Source organism: Streptomyces sp. NPDC059994, assembly GCF_042737755.1.
GTDB lineage: Bacteria > Actinomycetota > Actinomycetes > Streptomycetales > Streptomycetaceae > Streptomyces.
This window is the reverse complement of the sequence record NZ_JBHWUR010000003.1, coordinates 161,797-179,278: the sequence shown is the minus strand read 5'-3', so window position 1 is coordinate 179,278 and position 17,482 is coordinate 161,797. Positions and strand designations below refer to the sequence as shown.

The following is a 17,482-nucleotide window of genomic DNA, read 5'->3' as shown; positions in this document are numbered from 1 at the left end:
TGGACTGCGGGCCTGGATGGTCTGCACGCTCGGATCAGCGCCGAGCCGGTCAGGAGAAGACTTTGCCGCCCGCTACCTCTACGACTTCGCCGGCGCGGACCAGCGTGCCTTCGACCGTGCAGAAGTCCTGCGGGAACTGGTGCGCAGGGGCTACTGGCTCAACACCACCCGCTTCTTTGCGGGCTTTGCCAGGCCCAATGAGCTGGCCGGGATGGTGGAGACTCTGGAAGAGGAACGCGATGAGGGCGCCCGCCCCCGTCAACTACGCCTGTCCGCCTGGGTCTTGCTGGCCGACGGCGTCTTCAGTGGCCGCTCCCGCACCCAGCGGCGGGCTGCCGCTCTCTTTCTCGACGACCTCAGCGTCCGCTTCATCCACCACGAACTGACGACCAACGACGACCTGCCTCTGCCCACCGCCGACCGCGGAGCCAGACACCTGGCTGAGGCTCTGCTGGAACAGGTCGCGAACAATCCTGCGTCCTCCGCGTCCGCCGAGCAACTGCAGATCGCTGTCCTTCTCCTGGATGACGCCGAAGCCTTCCACACCTGGTGGCACCCCCGTATGCAGGACGCCCTGGGCACCGACCGGGAAGACGCCTGGCTGACCATCGGCACCCCTTTCCACTGCGCGCGGCGGCTCACCCACCCCGAATTCGACCGCCTCGCTCTCGCCGGGGACACCGTCGCCGCTGCGGCTCTTCGAGCCGGACTGTCCCCGCCGCCTGGCTCCCCGCACGAGCAGATGCTTGTCCAGGCAATTCTCAATGGCCACGCCAGCGAAGTGAGCTGCCCTCCTGCCACCTATGCTGCAGACATCTTGCGCATCCTGCGTCCGCAGAACTTCCTCCGCCTGGCGGACAGTGGCTCGGCATCCCTTCTGGAAACCGTCGGCCACCACGCTCCTGAACTGCCCGCCCAGCAGCGCCAAGCGGCCCTGGCCCGTCTGAAAGAACGCCGTGCGGATTTCGAGACGGTGCAGTCCGCTCTCGTCTTCAGCAAGGGACAAAAGCGCACTACCTCGCCCTGGAGCAATACGGCCCGTGCTCTCACCGCCCTTCTAGGACCCTGCTGGCTGGCAACAGAGATTACGGTGATTGGTGCCGCGGCCACCGACTTCACCACCGGCGGAGACATCACTCCCGGCTCGCAACCTCTGGGGAATTCCCCTGACCACGGACGGCTGCTGCACGAACTGCGCAGCCACCGCACCACCGGCTCCTGGTGGTATGAGCAGTTCACCGCCCACACCGATCCGCTTTCCCGCGCCACCTGGGCACTGGGCCTGCTTGCGATAGCGGACCAGACTGTTCTGGAGGTCTTTCTGCCCGACTTGGACGAAGCCCTCCGGGCGCTTCCCGGCGATGTGCTTCAGGCCCTGCTCATGAGTTCAAGCCGCTTGGGCGCGACCCTCGCACGTCCCCTGTCCCCGGTCGTGCTTGACGTTGCCGCGTCCCTCGCCCCCTGTACCGTCCTCGCGGTCGCCCACTACGTCGCGCACCCGCGGCAGCCGCTGAGGGAGAAGGAGCTGCGCCCCCTTGCCGATGATGCCTTGGCAGCCATGGCCGCGTACGGCATTGCTGCCTGGCCTGCTCACCTGGCACTCACCGCACGCATGACCAACACCCCTGCCCCCGGTACTCTGGCTGCTCTGAAGGCGCATGGCTCCCGCGTTCAGGTACAGAGCGAGGTGCACCGGCTCACTGACGACGCTGCCGCCCTTGTCCTCAAGTCTCCGTTCGACTACCCCATGTCTTTCGTGATGGCAGCGGACCGGACGCTGAGCAGCGGTCGTGACGCCTACCTGGCCGATGTGGCCGAGGGTTCCAACTGGTTCTCCCCCGCTCGAGACACTGCCGGACTGTAGAGCCGCGACCTTTTCCCAGCACGGGACTGGCGCACGGAAGTATTGGTGGAGGCAATCGCATTCCTGGGGGAGTGCGATGCTTGCCGCGCTTCATAGGGTTGTTACCTACAGAGGGCTCGCTTTGTAGGGGCGGGCTGCGGCGGGAGCTGACTCCTGACATCTCCGACCGAAGCGTCTCAATCATTTTGTGTCGTTCGCGGGGCAAGGCGGTGGGCTGAGTGGCTGGTTCGGGCGAGTGTGTCTGGAGTACTGCCCTGAGTGGCTCACCTGCAATGTGTCACTCGTGACCGCCCGTCCAAACTGGCAGCTACGCCGGCATGACGACCGTCGACGGGGGTGGAGAGACGATTGATGCATCAGACCCTGTCCCGGTCGCAGACGCTGCAAAGGGCGCCGAGGTAGTTCTCGGGGTGGACACGCACCGCGACTTCCACGTTGCAGTTGTGCTCTCGATGACAGGGAACACCCTCGCCCTGGTGTCGCCAGTCGAGGCAGGTACGCCGCGCGGGCCGGTGCCGTAGTTCGCGTGCCAGGGAAGGCACGGTTCGGGCAGCCCGGTCTCAGAGTCGGTCTCCAGCGTCTGCGTACAGTCGGTGGGTGACGTCGGCGAGGTCCTCGACCAGTTCGGGAGAGACGGGCATGTGTGCACCTCCTGCGGACGATTCGGATTAGTCGTTACGCGCTGGGGGCTTGTGATTGAGTCCCGGACCGTGCGAACGAAGATTGCTCTGTTCTCCTCGGCAATCTGGATGTTGCGTTTGAAGCCTTCTAGGAACCGGGAGCTTGCGTCGTTGATCTCTTCCTGCAGCTCACCGAGAGTGGTTGCCCTACGTACCCACTCTTCCGTTTCGGCAGTAGAGTGCTCCATATTGACCACGAGCTGCTCCAACTCCTCTATGGAGTAAAGTTCTTCCAGCTTCTGAAGGTCGTCTGCGTGGCGCAGCAGCTCGTTGAGATGCTCGAACGGAAGTCCATGCGGTCATCTTTTTCGACGAAGTCGGGCCCCTGGTAGTCGCTGGCTACATCTCACCCAGCTGGCGTCGGCGAGACGGGTGGGTTTGGTTGCCGAGAGAAACAACGAGTCCTTCACGATCTCTATGAAATTTACTGAAGACTGATGGTCGTGGGCAGAGCGCCGGCGGCCCTGCTGAAATCAGTGCTGGCAGTGGGGAGACGTTCACGGTTGGATCTCTGTCTTGCGTGTGTAGCAGTGCGCTCGCGGTGAAATACATGAGTGGGTGAGGTTGAGCGTTGCATTTCGAGATGGCAACGTGGTGCGATACCCGCGTCGTTGGTACTTCAATATGTGTTGTGGCCTGTGCCCTCGACCGGGTCACCAGCGACGGATTGTCTGTGTTCGACGCGCGCTGTTTCTTCCCTGTCCTGCGATTCCGCCAGGTGGCCTCCTGAGGGAGGTCGATGGCTGTGATGGACAAGATCTCGTCGTGCAGGGCGATACATAGCAGACGATCCCCGGTTAGCGAAACCGGGGGTCGTACCGAGTATTGAGGGTGTTCGCATTCGGCTGTGCTCAGCAGTGGAGCCGTGGCGGACGAAGCAGGCAGCGCCGCAAACCTCGCACGAGGAGAGCGCTGTTGTCTGCTGCCCTGATGACTGCGGTGCCCTTCGCTGAAAGGCGGCGATGGCGCCGCCAATGTGGAGTTTCCGCGCCCTCAAGGAGAGTGAGCGATCCTGTCTCAACCGATCAAGAAGCTGCCGCCGAACGCGAAGGGCCAGGTCCGGTACCGGTTTGTGGTCGACGTCGGGACCGACCCGGCCACTGGGAAGCGTAAGCAGCTGACCCGTACCCTCGGCACGCTCAAGGAGGCGCAGGCCGAGTACGCACGTATTGCGGTCCGTCGCCACAATGGGGCGCTCGTGTCGCGCAACAAGATGACCGTGAACGAGTGGCTCGACCAGTGGCTCGCCAAGAAGGCGGAAGACCTGGAAGAGACCACGATCTCCACCTACAGGGTGACCCTGGATCGTGTCCGGGGCAGGCTTGGGCACATCCGGCTCCAAGAGCTCACCGAGGATGATGTCGAAGCATGGATGCTGTGGGCGCTTCGGGAGGGCCGCGTACGCGCCACGAAGGCCGGTCCTGGTCTGGGGGTGACCTCGGTAGAGATGTCCCTCACGCGGCTGAAGGAAGCCCTCAACCGGGCCGTGGCGCGGCGCCTGGTCGCGGTGAATGTGGCCCAGGAGGTCAGGATCCCCCGAAAGGTGCGCAAGGCGGAGCGGCAGGCCAAGGCCGAGGTGCCGCCCTGGAGTGTCACGGAGGTCCATGCCTTCGTACTCGCGGTGAGGGACCACCGACTGTACGCCCCGCTCCTCCTGTCGTTGATGGGTCTGCGCCCGGCGGAGGTGTGCGGCATGCGTTGGGTCGATCTGGACCTGGACACAGCCACCCTGGCCGTTGCCAACACCCGCACGCTGATGGGGAACAAGACCGTGGTGGAGAAAGACACGAAGTCGCTCGCCGGCGAGCGGAGCCTTCCGCTGCCCGCTCTGGTCAGAGAAGCCCTCATGAACTTCAAGGCCACTCAGGCTGCCGAGAAGCTGGCGACGGGGCGGACGTACGAAGACAGCGGGTACGTACTGGTGGACGAACTCGGGACGCCGCTCACTGTGCGGCAGCTGCGTGAGCAGGCGTACAAGGTCATGGCCGAGAGCGCGCTGCGGCGGGTCCGTTTGTACGATGCCCGTGCGAGTTGCTTCACCTACCTGGCGAACAACGGGGTTCCCGACCATCTCCTTGCCCGATGGGCGGGGCACGCCGATGTGAGGACCACGAAGCGCTGGTACGTGAAGCCGGACGTGGAAGACCTCCGCTCGGCGGCGGATGTCTGGAGTGGTCTGACCCGTCCGCCGACCCCTGTCGTGAGAGAAATGTGAGACGTGGGAGCGTGGTCGGGTGAGCGAGACGACTACGAATACCCTGCAATACCGCTGTGACGGGCCTGAAGACGCCCCGGTCCTGGTCCTGGGCCCTTCTCTCGGGACAACATGGCACATGTGGGACCGCCAGATACCCGAACTCGCCGGGAGCTGGCGGATCGTCCGCTTCGACCTGCCCGGCCACGGCGGTGCCCCCGCCCTCCCGGCGCTCTCGGTCGCCGAGCTCGCCGACCGGCTGATCGCCACCCTCGACGAGCTGGGCGTACAGCGCTTCGGCTACGCGGGCAGCGCGATCGGCGCGGCCGTCGGCGCGGACCTGGCCCTGCGCCATCCGCAGCGGCTCGCCTCGCTGGCGCTGATCGCCGCCTCGGCCCGGTTCGGCACCGCCGACGAGTTCCGCCAGCGGGGCGTGGTGGTGCGCAGCAACGGCATGGACCCGATCGCCCGCGGCGTGCCCGAGCGCTGGTTCACGCCCGCGTACGCGGCGGCCCAGCCCGCCATCGTGGAGTGGGCCGTCCAGATGGTCCGCACCACCGACCCCGGCTGCTACATCGCCGCCTGCGAGGCGCTGGCCGCCTTCGACATCCGCGCCGACCTCGCCCGTATCGGCGTCCCCACGCTGGTGCTGGCCGGAGCCGAGGACCGGGTGACCGGGCCCGGCGACGCGCGCACCCTGGTCGCCGGGGTGCCCGACGCCCGGCTCGCGGTGGTGCCCGGGGCCGCGCACCTGGCGCCGGTGGAGCAGCCCGCCGCGGTCACCGATCTGCTCGTCCACCACTTCTCGACGGCCTGGCACGAGACGCTCCCGGCGATCCCGGTACCGGCCGCGCCGCCGGTCGCCGCCGCCGTGCCGCAGTCGCAGTCGCCGCAGACCCTGCACGTCCCCGTCCCCATGGCCGCCGAGCCCGTACCGTCCCCGGCGCCCGAGGGCCCCGGGCGGCCCGACCCGTACGAGCGGGGCATGAAGCTGCGGCGAGAGGTCCTCGGGGACGCGCGCGTGGACGCCGAGACCGCCGACGCCGACGGCTTCACCGGCGACTTCCAGGAGCTCGCCACCCGCTACGCCTGGGGCGAGGTGTGGGCCCGCGACGGGCTCGACCGGCGCACCCGGGCCGTCGTCGCGCTCGCCGCGCTGGTGGCGGGCGGCCACCTCGACGAGGTCGCGGCCCACACCCGCGCCGCGCTGCGGGCCGGGCTCACCCCCGACGAGATCAAGGAAGTGCTGCTCCAGACGTCCGTGTACTGCGGCCTCCCGGCGGCGAACGCGGCCTTCCGGGCGGCCGCCGTGGTCATCCGCGAGGAGACCACCCCGCGGCCCTGAGCCGTCCGGGCGACACGGCGTCCGCCGTAGCAGGATGGGGGCATGAGCCTGAAGCTGACCAAGAAGACCCACGCGTGCGTCCGGCTGGAGAAGGACGGCCGGACGCTGGTCATCGACCCCGGCGCCTTCAGCGAGGCGGACGCCGCGCTCGGCGCGGACGCCGTCCTCGTCACCCACGAGCACCCGGACCACTTCGCCGAGGACCGGCTGCGGACCGCTCTGGAGGCCAACCCGGCGGCCGAGATCTGGACCCTGCGCAGCGTCGCGGAGAAGATCTCGGCGGCCTTCCCCGGCCGCGTCCACACCGTCGGGCACGGCGACGCCTTCAGCGCGGCCGGGTTCGACGTCCAGGTCCACGGCGAGCTGCACGCGGTGATCCACCCGGACCTCCCGAGGATCACCAACATCGGCTTTCTGGTGGACGGTTCGCTCTTCCACCCCGGCGACGCGCTCACCGTCCCGGACCACCCGGTGGACACACTGATGCTGCCGGTGCAGGCGCCCTGGAGCAAGATCTCCGAGGTGATCGAGTACGTACGGGAGGTCGGGCCGCGCCGCGCCATCGACATCCACGACGCGCTCCTGACCGACCTCGCCCGGCCGATCTACGACACCCACCTGGGCAATCTGGGCGGGGCCGACCACGCCCGGCTGAGCCCCGGGGACTCGACCGACCTGTGACAGCGGTGACTGTCGGACCCCGCCGTTAGGCTGTCGGACATGCGCATCGCGACCTGGAACGTCAACTCGATCACCGCCCGGCTGCCCCGTCTCCTGGCCTGGCTGGAGAGCACCGGCACGGATGTGCTGTGCATCCAGGAGACCAAGACCACCCTGGAGGGCTTCCCCGCCGCCGAGCTCCGCGAGCTGGGCTACGAGTCGGCGGTCCACGCGACGGGGAGGTGGAACGGAGTGGCGCTGGTCTCCCGGGTCGGCCTGGACGACGTGGTGCTCGGCCTGCCCGGCGACCCCGGCTTCGAGGACACCCTGGAGCCCCGCGCGGTCTCGGCGACCTGCGGCGGAGTCCGCCTGTGGTCGGTGTACGTGCCGAACGGCCGGGAGGTCGGCCACGGTCACTACGCGTACAAGCTGGCCTGGTTCGAGGCGCTGAAGGCGGCCGTCGCCCAGGACGCGGCGGGGGAGCGGCCGTTCGCGGTGCTCGGTGACTTCAACGTCGCCCCGACCGACGAGGACGTCTTCGACGTGGCGTTCTTCGAGGGCCAGACCCATGTCACCCCGCCCGAGCGGGCCGCGCTCGCCGCGCTGCGCGAGGCGGGCCTGTCCGACGTGGTGCCCCGCCCCCTGAAGTACGACCGGCCGTACACGTACTGGGACTACCGCCAGCTGTCCTTCCCCAAGAACAGGGGCATGCGCATCGACCTGGTGTACGGCAACGGGCCGTTCGCCAAGGCCGTCAAGGACAGCTACGTGGACCGCGAGGAGCGCAAGGGCAAGGGCGCCTCCGACCACGCCCCGGTCGTCGTCGACCTGGAGATCTGAGAATCGCACTCCGCGTGCCCTGTGGTGCGCAGGTCTGTGCGAATGGGACGCTTGCCGCCATGAACATCCTGGACAACTGGCGCAAGCGGCACGGCTCGCAGCGGACGGCGGCGCTCGCCGAGGCGGTGGAGACCGATCCGGAGGGCGTGGGCGAGCTCCTCGCGGAGTGCGAGCTGCTCCGGGTCAGGGCGCAGCAGGCGGGGCTCGAACTCGACGACAGCCCCGCGTCGTTGGCGGCGCTCGACCAGCTGCCGCCGCACTGGCGGGACGACCCGGAGGAGCTGCCCTGGCTGGGCAACGACGCGGGTCTGTATCTGGGGACGGTGCTCGTACGGACGGTCGAGGGCGCGTCCTGGCAGGTGTGGCCGGGCGGGCAGCCGGTGGTGCGGCTCGCCTCGGGGCGTGAGATCGACGTGGTGGGCGCCGGGGTCGAGTGGGCGGAGAGCGGCACGCCCGAGCTCTCGCAGGTGTACGCGGAGGCCTCCGAGGTCTGACCGTTCCGTGCGCGGAGGCCCCCGCGGCGGCGCCTCAACTCACCGGTAACCCAAAATACGGTTTATGTCCTGTTCGTGCGTGTCGGGGTGAAGTCCCTTTCCGGGCTGGATAGTTTGCGCTGACCTCGACACCGCGATGAGTGGGCAGGACAGTGTATGGCCGTCGATCCGTTGATCGAGCTGCGTGACGTCAACAAGCACTACGGGAAGCTGCACGTCCTCCAGGACATCAACCTCACCGTCGGACGCGGGGAGGTGGTGGTCGTCATCGGCCCGTCCGGCTCGGGCAAGTCGACGCTCTGCCGGACGATGAACCGCCTGGAGACGATCGAGTCGGGGTCGATCTCCATCGACGGCCGACCGCTGCCCGAGGAGGGCAAGGGGCTCGCGGCGCTGCGCGCCGAAGTCGGCATGGTCTTCCAGTCCTTCAACCTCTTCGCCCACCGGACCGTCCTCGCCAATGTCTCGCTCGCCCAGATCAAGGTCCGGGGCCGCAAGAAGGAGGAGGCCGACCAGCGCTCGCACGAACTCCTCGACCGGGTCGGCCTCGCCTCCCAGGCCGGCAAGCTGCCCGCGCAGCTCTCCGGCGGCCAGCAGCAGCGCGTCGCCATCGCCCGCGCGCTCGCCATGAGCCCCAAGGTCATGCTCTTCGACGAGCCCACCTCCGCGCTCGACCCGGAGATGATCAACGAGGTGCTCGAAGTCATGCAGCAGCTCGCGCGCGACGGCATGACGATGGTCGTCGTCACCCATGAGATGGGCTTCGCGCGCTCCGCCGCCAACCGCGTCGTCTTCATGGCCGACGGAAAGATCGTCGAGGACCGCACCCCCGACGAGTTCTTCACCAACCCGCACAGCGACCGGGCCAAGGACTTCCTCTCCAAGATCCTCAAGCACTGAACGGGGAGTGGACGCAACCATGACGCGTACGCGACGCGCGCTGGGCGCCCTTGCACTGGTCCTGGCCACCGCCGGGTGCGGCAAGTCGGGCAGCCCGCCGGTCAAGGGGCCCCAGTCCGACCAGCTGCCCCACTACCAGGTCGTGACGGGCTTCTCGCTGCCGGACTCCGCGGTGTGGCGGCGGGCGAAGAACCGCGGTCATCTGGTGGTCGGTGCCAAGGAGGACCAGCCGTACATGGGCGAGAAGGACCCGGCCACCGGCGGCTACTCGGGCTTCGACATCGAGATCGCCAAGATGATGTCCGCCTCGCTCGGCTTCGACCCCAAGACGATCGCCTTCAAGACCATCGCCTCCGCCAACCGCGAGACCGCCCTGCAGAACGGCCAAGTCGACTACTACGTCGGTACCTACACCATCAACGACAACCGCAAGAAGCTCGTCGGCTTCGCCGGGCCGTACTACATGGCCGGCCAGGGCCTGCTCGTGCGCACCGACGAGGACGACATCAACGGGCCGCAGGACCTCAGCGGCAAGCGCGTCTGCTCGGCCGCGGGCTCCACCCCGTACCAGCGCATCCAGAAGGACTACCCGAAGGCCGACCTCGTCGCGTACGACACGTACTCCGTCTGTGTGGACAACCTGCTCACCTTCCAGGTCGCCGCCGTCACCACCGACGACACCATCCTCAGCGGGTACGCGGCCAAGGTGCCCGACGAGCTGAAGGTGGTCGGCAAGCCCTTCTCGAAGGAGCCGTACGGCGTCGGTGTGCCGCGCAGCGACAACGCCCTGCGCTTCGCCCTCGACAACGCCATCGAGACCCACGAGAAGAACGGCGACTGGCAGAAGGCGTACAACGCGACGCTCGGCCTGTCGGGACGCAAGGCCGCGCCCGCCCCGCCCATCGACCGCTACCCGGCGAGCTGAGGCCCCGCATGGACGTACTGACCAAGAACTTCTCGCTGTACGCCAAGGGCTTCCTCGGCACCGTCGAGCTCACCGTCTACGCCTCGGCCGTGGCGCTCGTGCTCGGCTTCCTGATGGCCTCCTTCCGGGTTTCGCCGGTCGGCTCGTTCCGGGCGCTCGGCACCGTCTGGGTCAACGTGCTCCGCAACACCCCGCTCACGCTGCTCTTCTTCGCGGTGCTGCTCGGGCTGCCGCGTTTCGGTCTGGTGCTCCCCTTCAAGCTGTTCGCGGTGATCGCGCTCGGCTGCTACACCTCGGCGTTCATCTGCGAGGCGCTGCGCTCGGGCATCAACACCGTGCCCACCGGCCAGGGCGAGGCGGCCCGGAGCCTGGGGATGACCTTCGGCCAGACGCTCTCCGGGGTGGTCCTGCCGCAGGCCTTCCGCTCGGTCATCCCGCCGGTCGGCTCCACGCTCATCGCGCTCGCCAAGAACTCCGCCATCGCGGGCGCCTTCAGCGTCATCGAGCTGCTCGGCACGTACAAGACGCTCAGCGAGCTCGGTTACGACATCATCTGGACGTTCATCTGGATCGCCGTCGGCTATCTGATCATCACGCTCACCATCAGCGCCGTCTTCAACCTCCTGGAGAAGTACTGGGGAGTCGCCCGATGACCGCACAGCTGTCCGGAGAAGCCACCGCCCTCTACGACATCCCCGGCCCGAAGACCCGGCAGCGGCACCTGCTCTACGGGGTCGTCTCGACGGCCCTGATCCTCGCCCTGCTCGGCTGGATCCTCTATCTCCTGTTCGACACCGACCAGTTCACCTCCACCAAGTGGACGCCCTTCGAGTACGAGGGGATCCAGCGGCTGCTGCTGCGCGGGCTCGGCAACACGCTCAAGGCGTTCGGGTTCGCGGCCCTGTTCTCACTGGTGCTCGGCGCGGTCCTGGCGACCGGGCGGCTCTCCGACCACCGGGCGGTCCGCTGGCTCGCCACCCTGCTGGTCGAGTTCTTCCGCGCCATGCCCGTCCTGGTCATGATCTTCTTCATCTTCGTGGCGCTGAAGGTGCAGCCGTTGCCGGCGCTGGTGGCCGGACTGACGCTCTACAACGGCTCGGTGCTCGCCGAGGTGTTCCGCTCCGGCGTCAACTCCGTGGAACGCGGCCAGAAGGAGGCGGCATTCTCGCTCGGGATGCGCAAGACGCAGGTCATGACGTACGTGCTGGTCCCCCAGGGGATCCGGGCGATGCTGCCGACCATCATCAGCCAGCTGGTGGTCGCGCTGAAGGACACTTCGCTCGGCTATCTGATCACCTATGAGGAGTTCCTGCACGCGGGGAAGCTCATCGCCTCGAATCTCGACTACGATTTGCCGTTCATCCCCGTGGTGATGGTGATCTCGCCGATCTACATCGGGATGTGCATGCTGCTCTCCTGGTTCGCCACCTGGATGGCCAGGAGACAGAAGCGCAATCCCAAGACGGAGGCCGTGGAAGTCGCCCCGGCCGAACCAGGGACGCTGCTGCCAGGTGCGCAGTAGCAAGGGGGCAAGGCCCACCCGGCAGCAGCCGGTGATCACTCCTCGCGGAGAGGGACCGTCAGATACGACGGGTCTGACGCGGGTGAGGAGAAGGTCAGCTGCGCGCCGGTCGGGTTGTGCTCGATGTAGAGCGGGTCGACGGTGTCCACCACCAGTGCCAGACGGTGGCCGGCCGGTACGTCGTACGACGTGGAGAACAGCTCCAGGTCGACGGCGAACGGGCGGCCGGGCGTTCGGCCGTGGAAGGTGTAGGGGGCGTTGCTGACCAGCTTGCCGAGGCCGAGCGGGCCCACGTCGTACAGGTATGCGACGAGGGTGCCGCTCTCCTTGGTGGGAGTGACGGTGGTGTGCAGCGCGGCCGTGCCCCGGATGCGGTGCGGCGTGTCGTACCGCTCCGACTGCCAGACCGCCGCGAACGCGCGCGGCAGCAGCGGGATCGAGGCCATCGGCGGGAGCTTGGTGAACTGGTCCAGGATGTTCGAGAGGAACAGGATGCCGCCGTCGGCGCCCGAGTCGACGTTGGCGAAGATCCGCTTCGAGCCGCCCAGCGGCAGCTTCTCCTTGGCCGCCCCGACCGCCTGCCAGCTCGGATAGCCCTCGTAGGAACCGTCGGTGCGGGACTTGAGCTGGACCGGCTGCTCCTTGTCGATGCCGTTGGCGTCGCCCTTGAGGTAGTGGTCGAACCAGCGGTGGGCGTCCGTCCAGACGTCGTTGGGCAGGCCGAGCAGGCCGGTGGCCTCGGCGGTGGCGTGGTCGCCGGGGCGGAACTCCAGGCGCTTGGGGCCGGTCAGCTTGGTGTAGAAGTCGGCGTACTGGTTGGGCGGGAAGAGCGTGTCGCCCCAGGCGTTGCCCAGCATGATGGCGGCGCCGTTGCGGTTGATGTCATCCAGATAGGTGATCGGCGAGCGCTTGCGGCCCCACTCGATCATGTCCTGTTCCTTGGCCAGGTTCGAGCCGAGGAAGTCCTTGAGGGTCTGCTGGAGTTCGGGCCCGGGGCGGCCGGTGAGGGCACCGGTGACGCCGAGCATCGCGGCGGCCTGGCGGTGCTGGGTGCGGCCGCTGTAGATCGACTGGATGAGGTCGGCCCAGCCGCTCATCGCGACGACGGCCTTGACGCGCTTGTCGTGCGCGGCGGCGAGGAGGCTGATGCCCGCGCCGTAGGAGACGCCGCCCAGGCCGATGCGGTCCGGGTCGGCGGGGGTGTGGGTCAGTGCCCAGTCGATGACGGCCGAGACGTCGGCGCTGTCCTTCGGGCTCGCGACCTCGATCTCGCCGCCGGAGAGCCAGAAGCCCCGGGAGGTGTAACTGACCACGGTGTAGCCCGCGTCGGCGAGCTTCTGGGCCTGGGCGATGTATTCGATCTGCGGCGAGGCCCAGCTGGCAGGGAAGACGATCAGCGGGTAGCGCTCACCGGCCCTGGCCCCGGCGGGTGTGAAGACGTTGCCCTTGAGGGTGATCCCGTCCGACCCCGGGATGTCATGGAAGGAGACACCGGTGGCGGCCGCCGCCGGCGCGGCCTTCACCGGCGCGGCCTGGGCCGATGGGGCGAGGCCGAAGGCGGCGCCGGCGAAGAGGGCCGCCGCCGTGACGGCTGCGGCGGTGGCCATGCGCGGATGTCCCATGAGTAGCTCCCCGTTGCGTCGTTGCAAACTAAACTGACGCTAACCGGGAGCCTTACCGGAAGTAACTGGTCGGTAAGTTACGCGTGGGTAACGATTATTGGACGAGTTGTCAGTTGCTCGCGGCACCAGCGGCGCTTGAGTTGCCCCCGGTAGAAGCGCCGGTCAGGGCGCTCTTCTGCTGCCACTGCTCCCAGCTGAGGTTCCACTCGCCGTAGCCGTTGTTGAGCGCCTGGGTGCCCTTGGTTTCGTCGCCGGTGATCTCGAACGGGTCGCCGACCTGCACCGTGCCGTACAGCTCCTTGGCGTTGGCGTCGCTCATGCCGATGCAGCCGGAGCTGTGGTTGGTGTTGCCGAAGTACGGGGCGTTCCAGGGCGCGGCGTGCGCGTACATCCCGGACCAGGTCAGCCGCATCGAGTAGTCGACCATCTTGTTGTAGGCCTTGCCGAGGCCGACCGTCTCGGAGTTCATGTTGATCGTGCCTTCCTTCGCCATCAGGACGGCCTTGCCGCGCCAGGACCGCTTGTCGCCGCCCGGCGTACCCCCCGAGACCGGGATGTCCTTGACCACGGCGCCGTCGCGGTACAGCTTGAGGCGGTGGTTGTCGAGGTCGACCTTGATGACCTGGTTCCTGCCGACCGTGAAGCCGGTCTTGTAGTCCTTGACGAACCAGCCGCCGCCCGAGTCGACACCGTTGAGGTCCGCTTCGAGGGTGACCTTCGTCCCGGCTTTCCAGTAGTCCTTGGGCCGCCAGTCGGCCCGGGACTTGCCCGAGTAGTCCTCCATCCAGCCCCAGGCCCCCACGGTGTTGTCCGAGGTGGTCACCTTGAGCTGCTTCTCCACCGCCGCCTTGTTCTTCACCGGGTGGTCGAAGACGATCGACAGCGGCTGGGCGACGCCGACCGTGGTGTCCTTGCCGGGTGCGAGGGACAGCTTGTTCACCTTGTCGGCGGCGACGGTCGCGAAGCCGGCCTTGGCGGTGGAGCCCTTGTCGTCCTTGGCCTCGATCGCGTACGTACTTCCGGGTGCGGCCACCCGGTCCGAGGTCCAGGTCCTGCCGTCGGCGGCTATCTTCCCCGCCAGCTTCCCGCCCTTGGCGTCGGTGACCGTGACCTGCTGGAGCTTCCCGGAGGTCAGTGTGACCTTCACCGGCTCGCCCGCCTTCGCCTGCTGCCCCGTCAGGTTGACCGAGATCTGGGCCTTCTTGGCGCCCGCGAGATCGGCGCCCCCCTTGCCGTCGCCGGAGCCGCCCGAGCCGCCCGAACAGGCGGTGAGAGCTGCGGCGAGGACCGCGGTGCCGGCGATCGCGGCGTTACGGACCGGGCGGCGGCGGAGCGGGGTGTGGCGGCGTATGCGGCTCAACTGGAAAACCTCCGTAGCAATCTTCTCCATAGGAGAGAGTCGGTAACTCGACTCTAGGTTGCGGAAAACGCGGGGAATCTCGGGAATTCCTTTGTGACGAGGACCGCAGAGGAACTGTCACCGTCCGGTCACATGCGCCGCGCGGCCCGGTCATGGACCGCTGTGAGCATCCTGTGCATCCCCGCGGCACCGAAGGCGGGGCGTACTTGGAGGTCACCCACGTGTCCGCACTGCTCGTGACCGGCGACCGCGACCAGGATCTGCGGGTGCGCGGTCTCTCCGTCGCCGAGTACCGGTCCTATCTGGCGGGCCGCACCGGCGTGAGTTTCCTGCAGCACCCCTCGTGGGCCGAGGTGAAGGACCAATGGTCTGCGGAAAGGGTCGGCTGGCACCTTGACACGGGTGAATTGAAGGGTGCGGCCCTCGTGCTCTACCGGCAATTCCCGGGTACCCGGAAATACTTCGCCTACCTCCCCGAGGGGCCGGTCGCGGACTGGGCCGACCCCGAAATCGACCGCTGGCTGGGGCCGTTGCTGCGCCATCTGCGCCGGGCGGGCGCCTTCGCCGTACGCATCGGACCCTCGCCCGCCTACCGGCGCTGGGACGCCGCCCTGCTGAAGTCCGCGACCGGGCCGGGCCGCAAGGTCGGCGATGTGCTCGCCACCGAGGTGGACCCGCTCGGCTCGGCCGTCGCCGAGCGGCTGCGGGCGCGCGGCTGGCGGCGCTGCGGGGGCGACGACGGCGACGCCGACGCCCAGCCGCGCCATGTCTTCCAGGTGCCGCTGGCCGGGCGGACCCCCGACCAGCTGTGGTCCGGCCTCAACCAGGAGTGGCGCCGCAATGTGCGCGCCGCCAGGAAGGCGGGCGTCGAGGTCGTCACCGCGGGCGCGGCCGACCTGCCCGAGTTCTACCGGCTGCTGCGGATCACCGAGGAGCGCGACGGCTTCCGGCTCGGCCGGTCCCTGGCGTACTACGAGCGCCAGTACGCGGTGCTCAACGCCGAGCAGCCGGGCCGGATGCGCCTCTACCTCGCCGTCCACGGCGGCGAGGTGCTGGCCGCCCACACCATGATCACGGCCGGCCGGCGGGTCTGGTACCAGACCGGCGCCTCCGCCGACCACCGCCGCGAGGTGCGCCCCAGCAACGCCCTGCAGTGGCAGATGATGCTCGACGCCCACGCGCTCGGCGCCGACGTCTACGACATGCGCGGAGTACCCTCCACCCTTGATCCACAAGATCGCCCGTTCGGTCTGCTGCGCTGGAAACTCGGCACCGGCGGGCAGGTGGTCGAGACCCTGGGGGAGTGGGAGACACCGATGAGCGGCACCGCCAACCACGCGCTCTACCGCGCGTTCCAGGCCTATCTGGCGCGCCGGTGACCGCCCCCGTCCACGCCGGGCCCCGCCACGCGGCCAAGGCGTCCCTGGCGCGCAGCGGCGCGGTCATGGCCGCCGGGTCGATCGTCTCGCGGGCCACCGGCTTCGTGCGGTCGGCGGTCGTGGCCGCCGCGCTCGGCGTCCAGCTCGTCGGCGACGGTTTCGCCGTCGCCAACAACATCCCCAACATCCTCTACACCCTGCTCATAGGCGGCACGCTCAGCGCGGTCTTCGTGCCCGAGCTGGTCCGCGCCGCCAAGGAGCACACCGACGGCGGCGCCGCCTACACCGACCGGCTGCTCACCGCGTGCACCGCAGCCCTGGTGGCCATGACGGCCCTCGCGGTGTTCGCCGCACCGCAGATCGTCGACTTCTACACCGACTACACCGGCTCCCAGCGGGACCTCACGGTCGCCTTCGCCCGCTACTGCCTGCCGCAGATCCTCTTCTACGGCCTGTTCACGCTCTTCGGGCAGGTCCTCAACGCGCGCGACCGGTTCGGCGCGATGATGTGGACGCCGGTCCTCAACAACCTCGTCGTGATAGCGGTGTTCGGCCTCTATCTGGCGACCGCCGGGACCTCCGGCGCCACCCTGAGCGCCACCGACACCAAGATCCTGGGCTGGGGCACCACCGCCGGGATCGCCGTCCAGGCGCTCGCACTGGTCCCCGCGCTCAGCGCGGCCCGGTTCCGCTGGCGGCCGCGGTTCGACTGGCGCGGCACCGGCATCACCCGCCCGCTGCGCTCGGCGGGCTGGCTGATGCTCCTCGTCCTGACCAACCAGCTCGCGTACTGGGTGGTGACCCGGCTCTCCACCACCGCCGGGCAGCGCGCCCACGACCAGGGCGTCGCCGGCGGCGCGGGCTACACCGCGTACACCAACGCGTACATGCTCTGGGTGGTGCCGCACGGCATCGTCACCGTCTCGATACTCACCGCGCTGATGCCCCGGATGAGCCGGGCCGCCGCCGACGAGGACCCGGCGGCGGTGCGGCGCGACCTCTCCCACGGGCTGCGCACCAGCGCCGCGATGATCGTCCCGGCCGCCTGCGCGCTGTTCGCACTGGCGCCCTGGCTGATGGGCGCGGCCTTCGGGTACGGCAGGACGTCCCCGGCCGACGTGGCGGTGATGGCGGGGATGCTGATGGCGTTCGCGCCCGGGCTCATCGCCTTCTCCGGGCAGTACGTGCTCTCGCGCGGGTTCTACGCGATGAGCGACACCCGCACCCCGTTCGTCCTCAACCTGGTGATCGCCGGGTGCAACGCGGGCCTGTCCGCCCTCGCCTATGTGCTGCTGCCCGCGCGCTGGGCGGTCACGGGGATGGCCGGGGCGTACTCGCTCGCCCTGTTCGCCGGGTGGGCGGTCACCGCGTACACCCTCGACCGCAGGATCGGCGGCGGCGCCGGGCTGCTGCGCTCGCCCACGCTCGCCGTCCACGGCCGGCTGCTGCTCGGCTGTGTACCCGCCGCGCTGCTCGGGTACGCGGCGGCCCGCGCGGCCGAGGGGCTCGGCGACTTCGCGGCGACCGGGGCCGGAGCTGCCGTGCTGCTCGTGACGGTCGCGCTCCTCGCGCGGCCGCTGCGGCTCGACGGGATCAACGACGTGATCGGCAAACTGCGGGGCGGCCGGAAACGCTGACCGGCCCCGCGACCGCCCGCACATCCTCCGAGACCTCTGTGACAAGTGATACCCCTGCGA

Annotated in this window: 14 protein-coding genes; 12 read left to right on the top strand and 2 right to left on the bottom strand. The window is 68.7% G+C overall.

Annotation, left to right across the window (positions count from 1 at the left end):
• The first annotated feature begins 16 nt into the window (after positions 1-16).
• The 10 genes from ACFWA7_RS03475 (at position 17) to ACFWA7_RS03430 (ending at position 11,424) form a co-directional block, all read left to right on the top strand.
• On the top strand, positions 17-1,864 hold the full coding sequence (locus ACFWA7_RS03475; protein ID WP_385820576.1) for a hypothetical protein: 1,848 nt from the start codon (positions 17-19) through the stop codon (positions 1,862-1,864).
• Positions 1,865-3,616: 1,752 nt separating this feature from the next.
• Positions 3,617-4,759 (top strand): tyrosine recombinase XerC, encoded by a 1,143-nt coding sequence (xerC, locus tag ACFWA7_RS03470; protein WP_385539463.1) that lies wholly within the window; start codon positions 3,617-3,619, stop codon positions 4,757-4,759.
• A gap of 19 nt (positions 4,760-4,778) precedes the next feature.
• A complete protein-coding gene (locus ACFWA7_RS03465) occupies positions 4,779-6,083 on the top strand; it encodes an alpha/beta fold hydrolase (protein ID WP_385539465.1) in 1,305 nt (434 codons plus the stop codon).
• A 42-nt stretch (positions 6,084-6,125) separates the two neighbouring features.
• Entirely contained in the window at positions 6,126-6,764 is a 639-nt protein-coding gene (locus ACFWA7_RS03460; protein WP_385539467.1) for an MBL fold metallo-hydrolase, read from the top strand.
• Positions 6,765-6,803: 39 nt separating this feature from the next.
• Positions 6,804-7,583 carry an exodeoxyribonuclease III gene (locus tag ACFWA7_RS03455; RefSeq protein ID WP_385539468.1) on the top strand — a complete coding sequence of 260 codons (780 nt, stop codon included), beginning with the start codon at positions 6,804-6,806 and terminating at the stop codon, positions 7,581-7,583.
• 59 nt (positions 7,584-7,642) lie between these two features.
• On the top strand, positions 7,643-8,077 hold the full coding sequence (locus tag ACFWA7_RS03450) for a DUF6278 family protein (protein WP_385539470.1): 435 nt from the start codon (positions 7,643-7,645) through the stop codon (positions 8,075-8,077).
• Positions 8,078-8,233: 156 nt separating this feature from the next.
• On the top strand, positions 8,234-8,977 hold the full coding sequence (locus ACFWA7_RS03445; RefSeq protein ID WP_385820573.1) for an amino acid ABC transporter ATP-binding protein: 744 nt from the start codon (positions 8,234-8,236) through the stop codon (positions 8,975-8,977).
• A 19-nt stretch (positions 8,978-8,996) separates the two neighbouring features.
• A complete protein-coding gene (locus tag ACFWA7_RS03440; RefSeq protein WP_385820571.1) occupies positions 8,997-9,902 on the top strand; it encodes a glutamate ABC transporter substrate-binding protein in 906 nt (301 codons plus the stop codon).
• An 8-nt stretch (positions 9,903-9,910) separates the two neighbouring features.
• Positions 9,911-10,555: an amino acid ABC transporter permease gene (locus ACFWA7_RS03435; protein ID WP_385539475.1), complete on the top strand. Its 645-nt coding sequence runs from the start codon at positions 9,911-9,913 to the stop codon at positions 10,553-10,555.
• Positions 10,552-11,424 carry an amino acid ABC transporter permease gene (locus ACFWA7_RS03430; protein WP_385539477.1) on the top strand — a complete coding sequence of 291 codons (873 nt, stop codon included), beginning with the start codon at positions 10,552-10,554 and terminating at the stop codon, positions 11,422-11,424. The genes ACFWA7_RS03435 and ACFWA7_RS03430 overlap by 4 nt, the downstream gene beginning before the upstream one ends.
• 35 nt (positions 11,425-11,459) lie before the next feature.
• Here ACFWA7_RS03430 and ACFWA7_RS03425 read toward each other — a convergent pair whose 3' ends face one another.
• Entirely contained in the window at positions 11,460-13,046 is a 1,587-nt protein-coding gene (locus tag ACFWA7_RS03425; protein ID WP_385820569.1) for an alpha/beta fold hydrolase, read from the bottom strand.
• Positions 13,047-13,155: 109 nt separating this feature from the next.
• Positions 13,156-14,406 (bottom strand): Ig-like domain-containing protein, encoded by a 1,251-nt coding sequence (locus ACFWA7_RS03420; protein WP_385820567.1) that lies wholly within the window; start codon positions 14,404-14,406, stop codon positions 13,156-13,158.
• A 221-nt stretch (positions 14,407-14,627) separates the two neighbouring features.
• Between ACFWA7_RS03420 and ACFWA7_RS03415 the strand changes: the two genes are divergently transcribed.
• Both ACFWA7_RS03415 and murJ read left to right on the top strand, forming a co-directional pair.
• Positions 14,628-15,785, top strand: coding sequence for a lipid II:glycine glycyltransferase FemX (locus tag ACFWA7_RS03415; RefSeq protein ID WP_385820565.1), 1,158 nt, complete (start codon positions 14,628-14,630; stop codon positions 15,783-15,785).
• Positions 15,782-17,422: a murein biosynthesis integral membrane protein MurJ gene (murJ, locus tag ACFWA7_RS03410; protein ID WP_385820563.1), complete on the top strand. Its 1,641-nt coding sequence runs from the start codon at positions 15,782-15,784 to the stop codon at positions 17,420-17,422. Before ACFWA7_RS03415 ends, murJ begins: the two co-directional genes overlap by 4 nt.
• Positions 17,423-17,482: the final 60 nt, after the last annotated feature.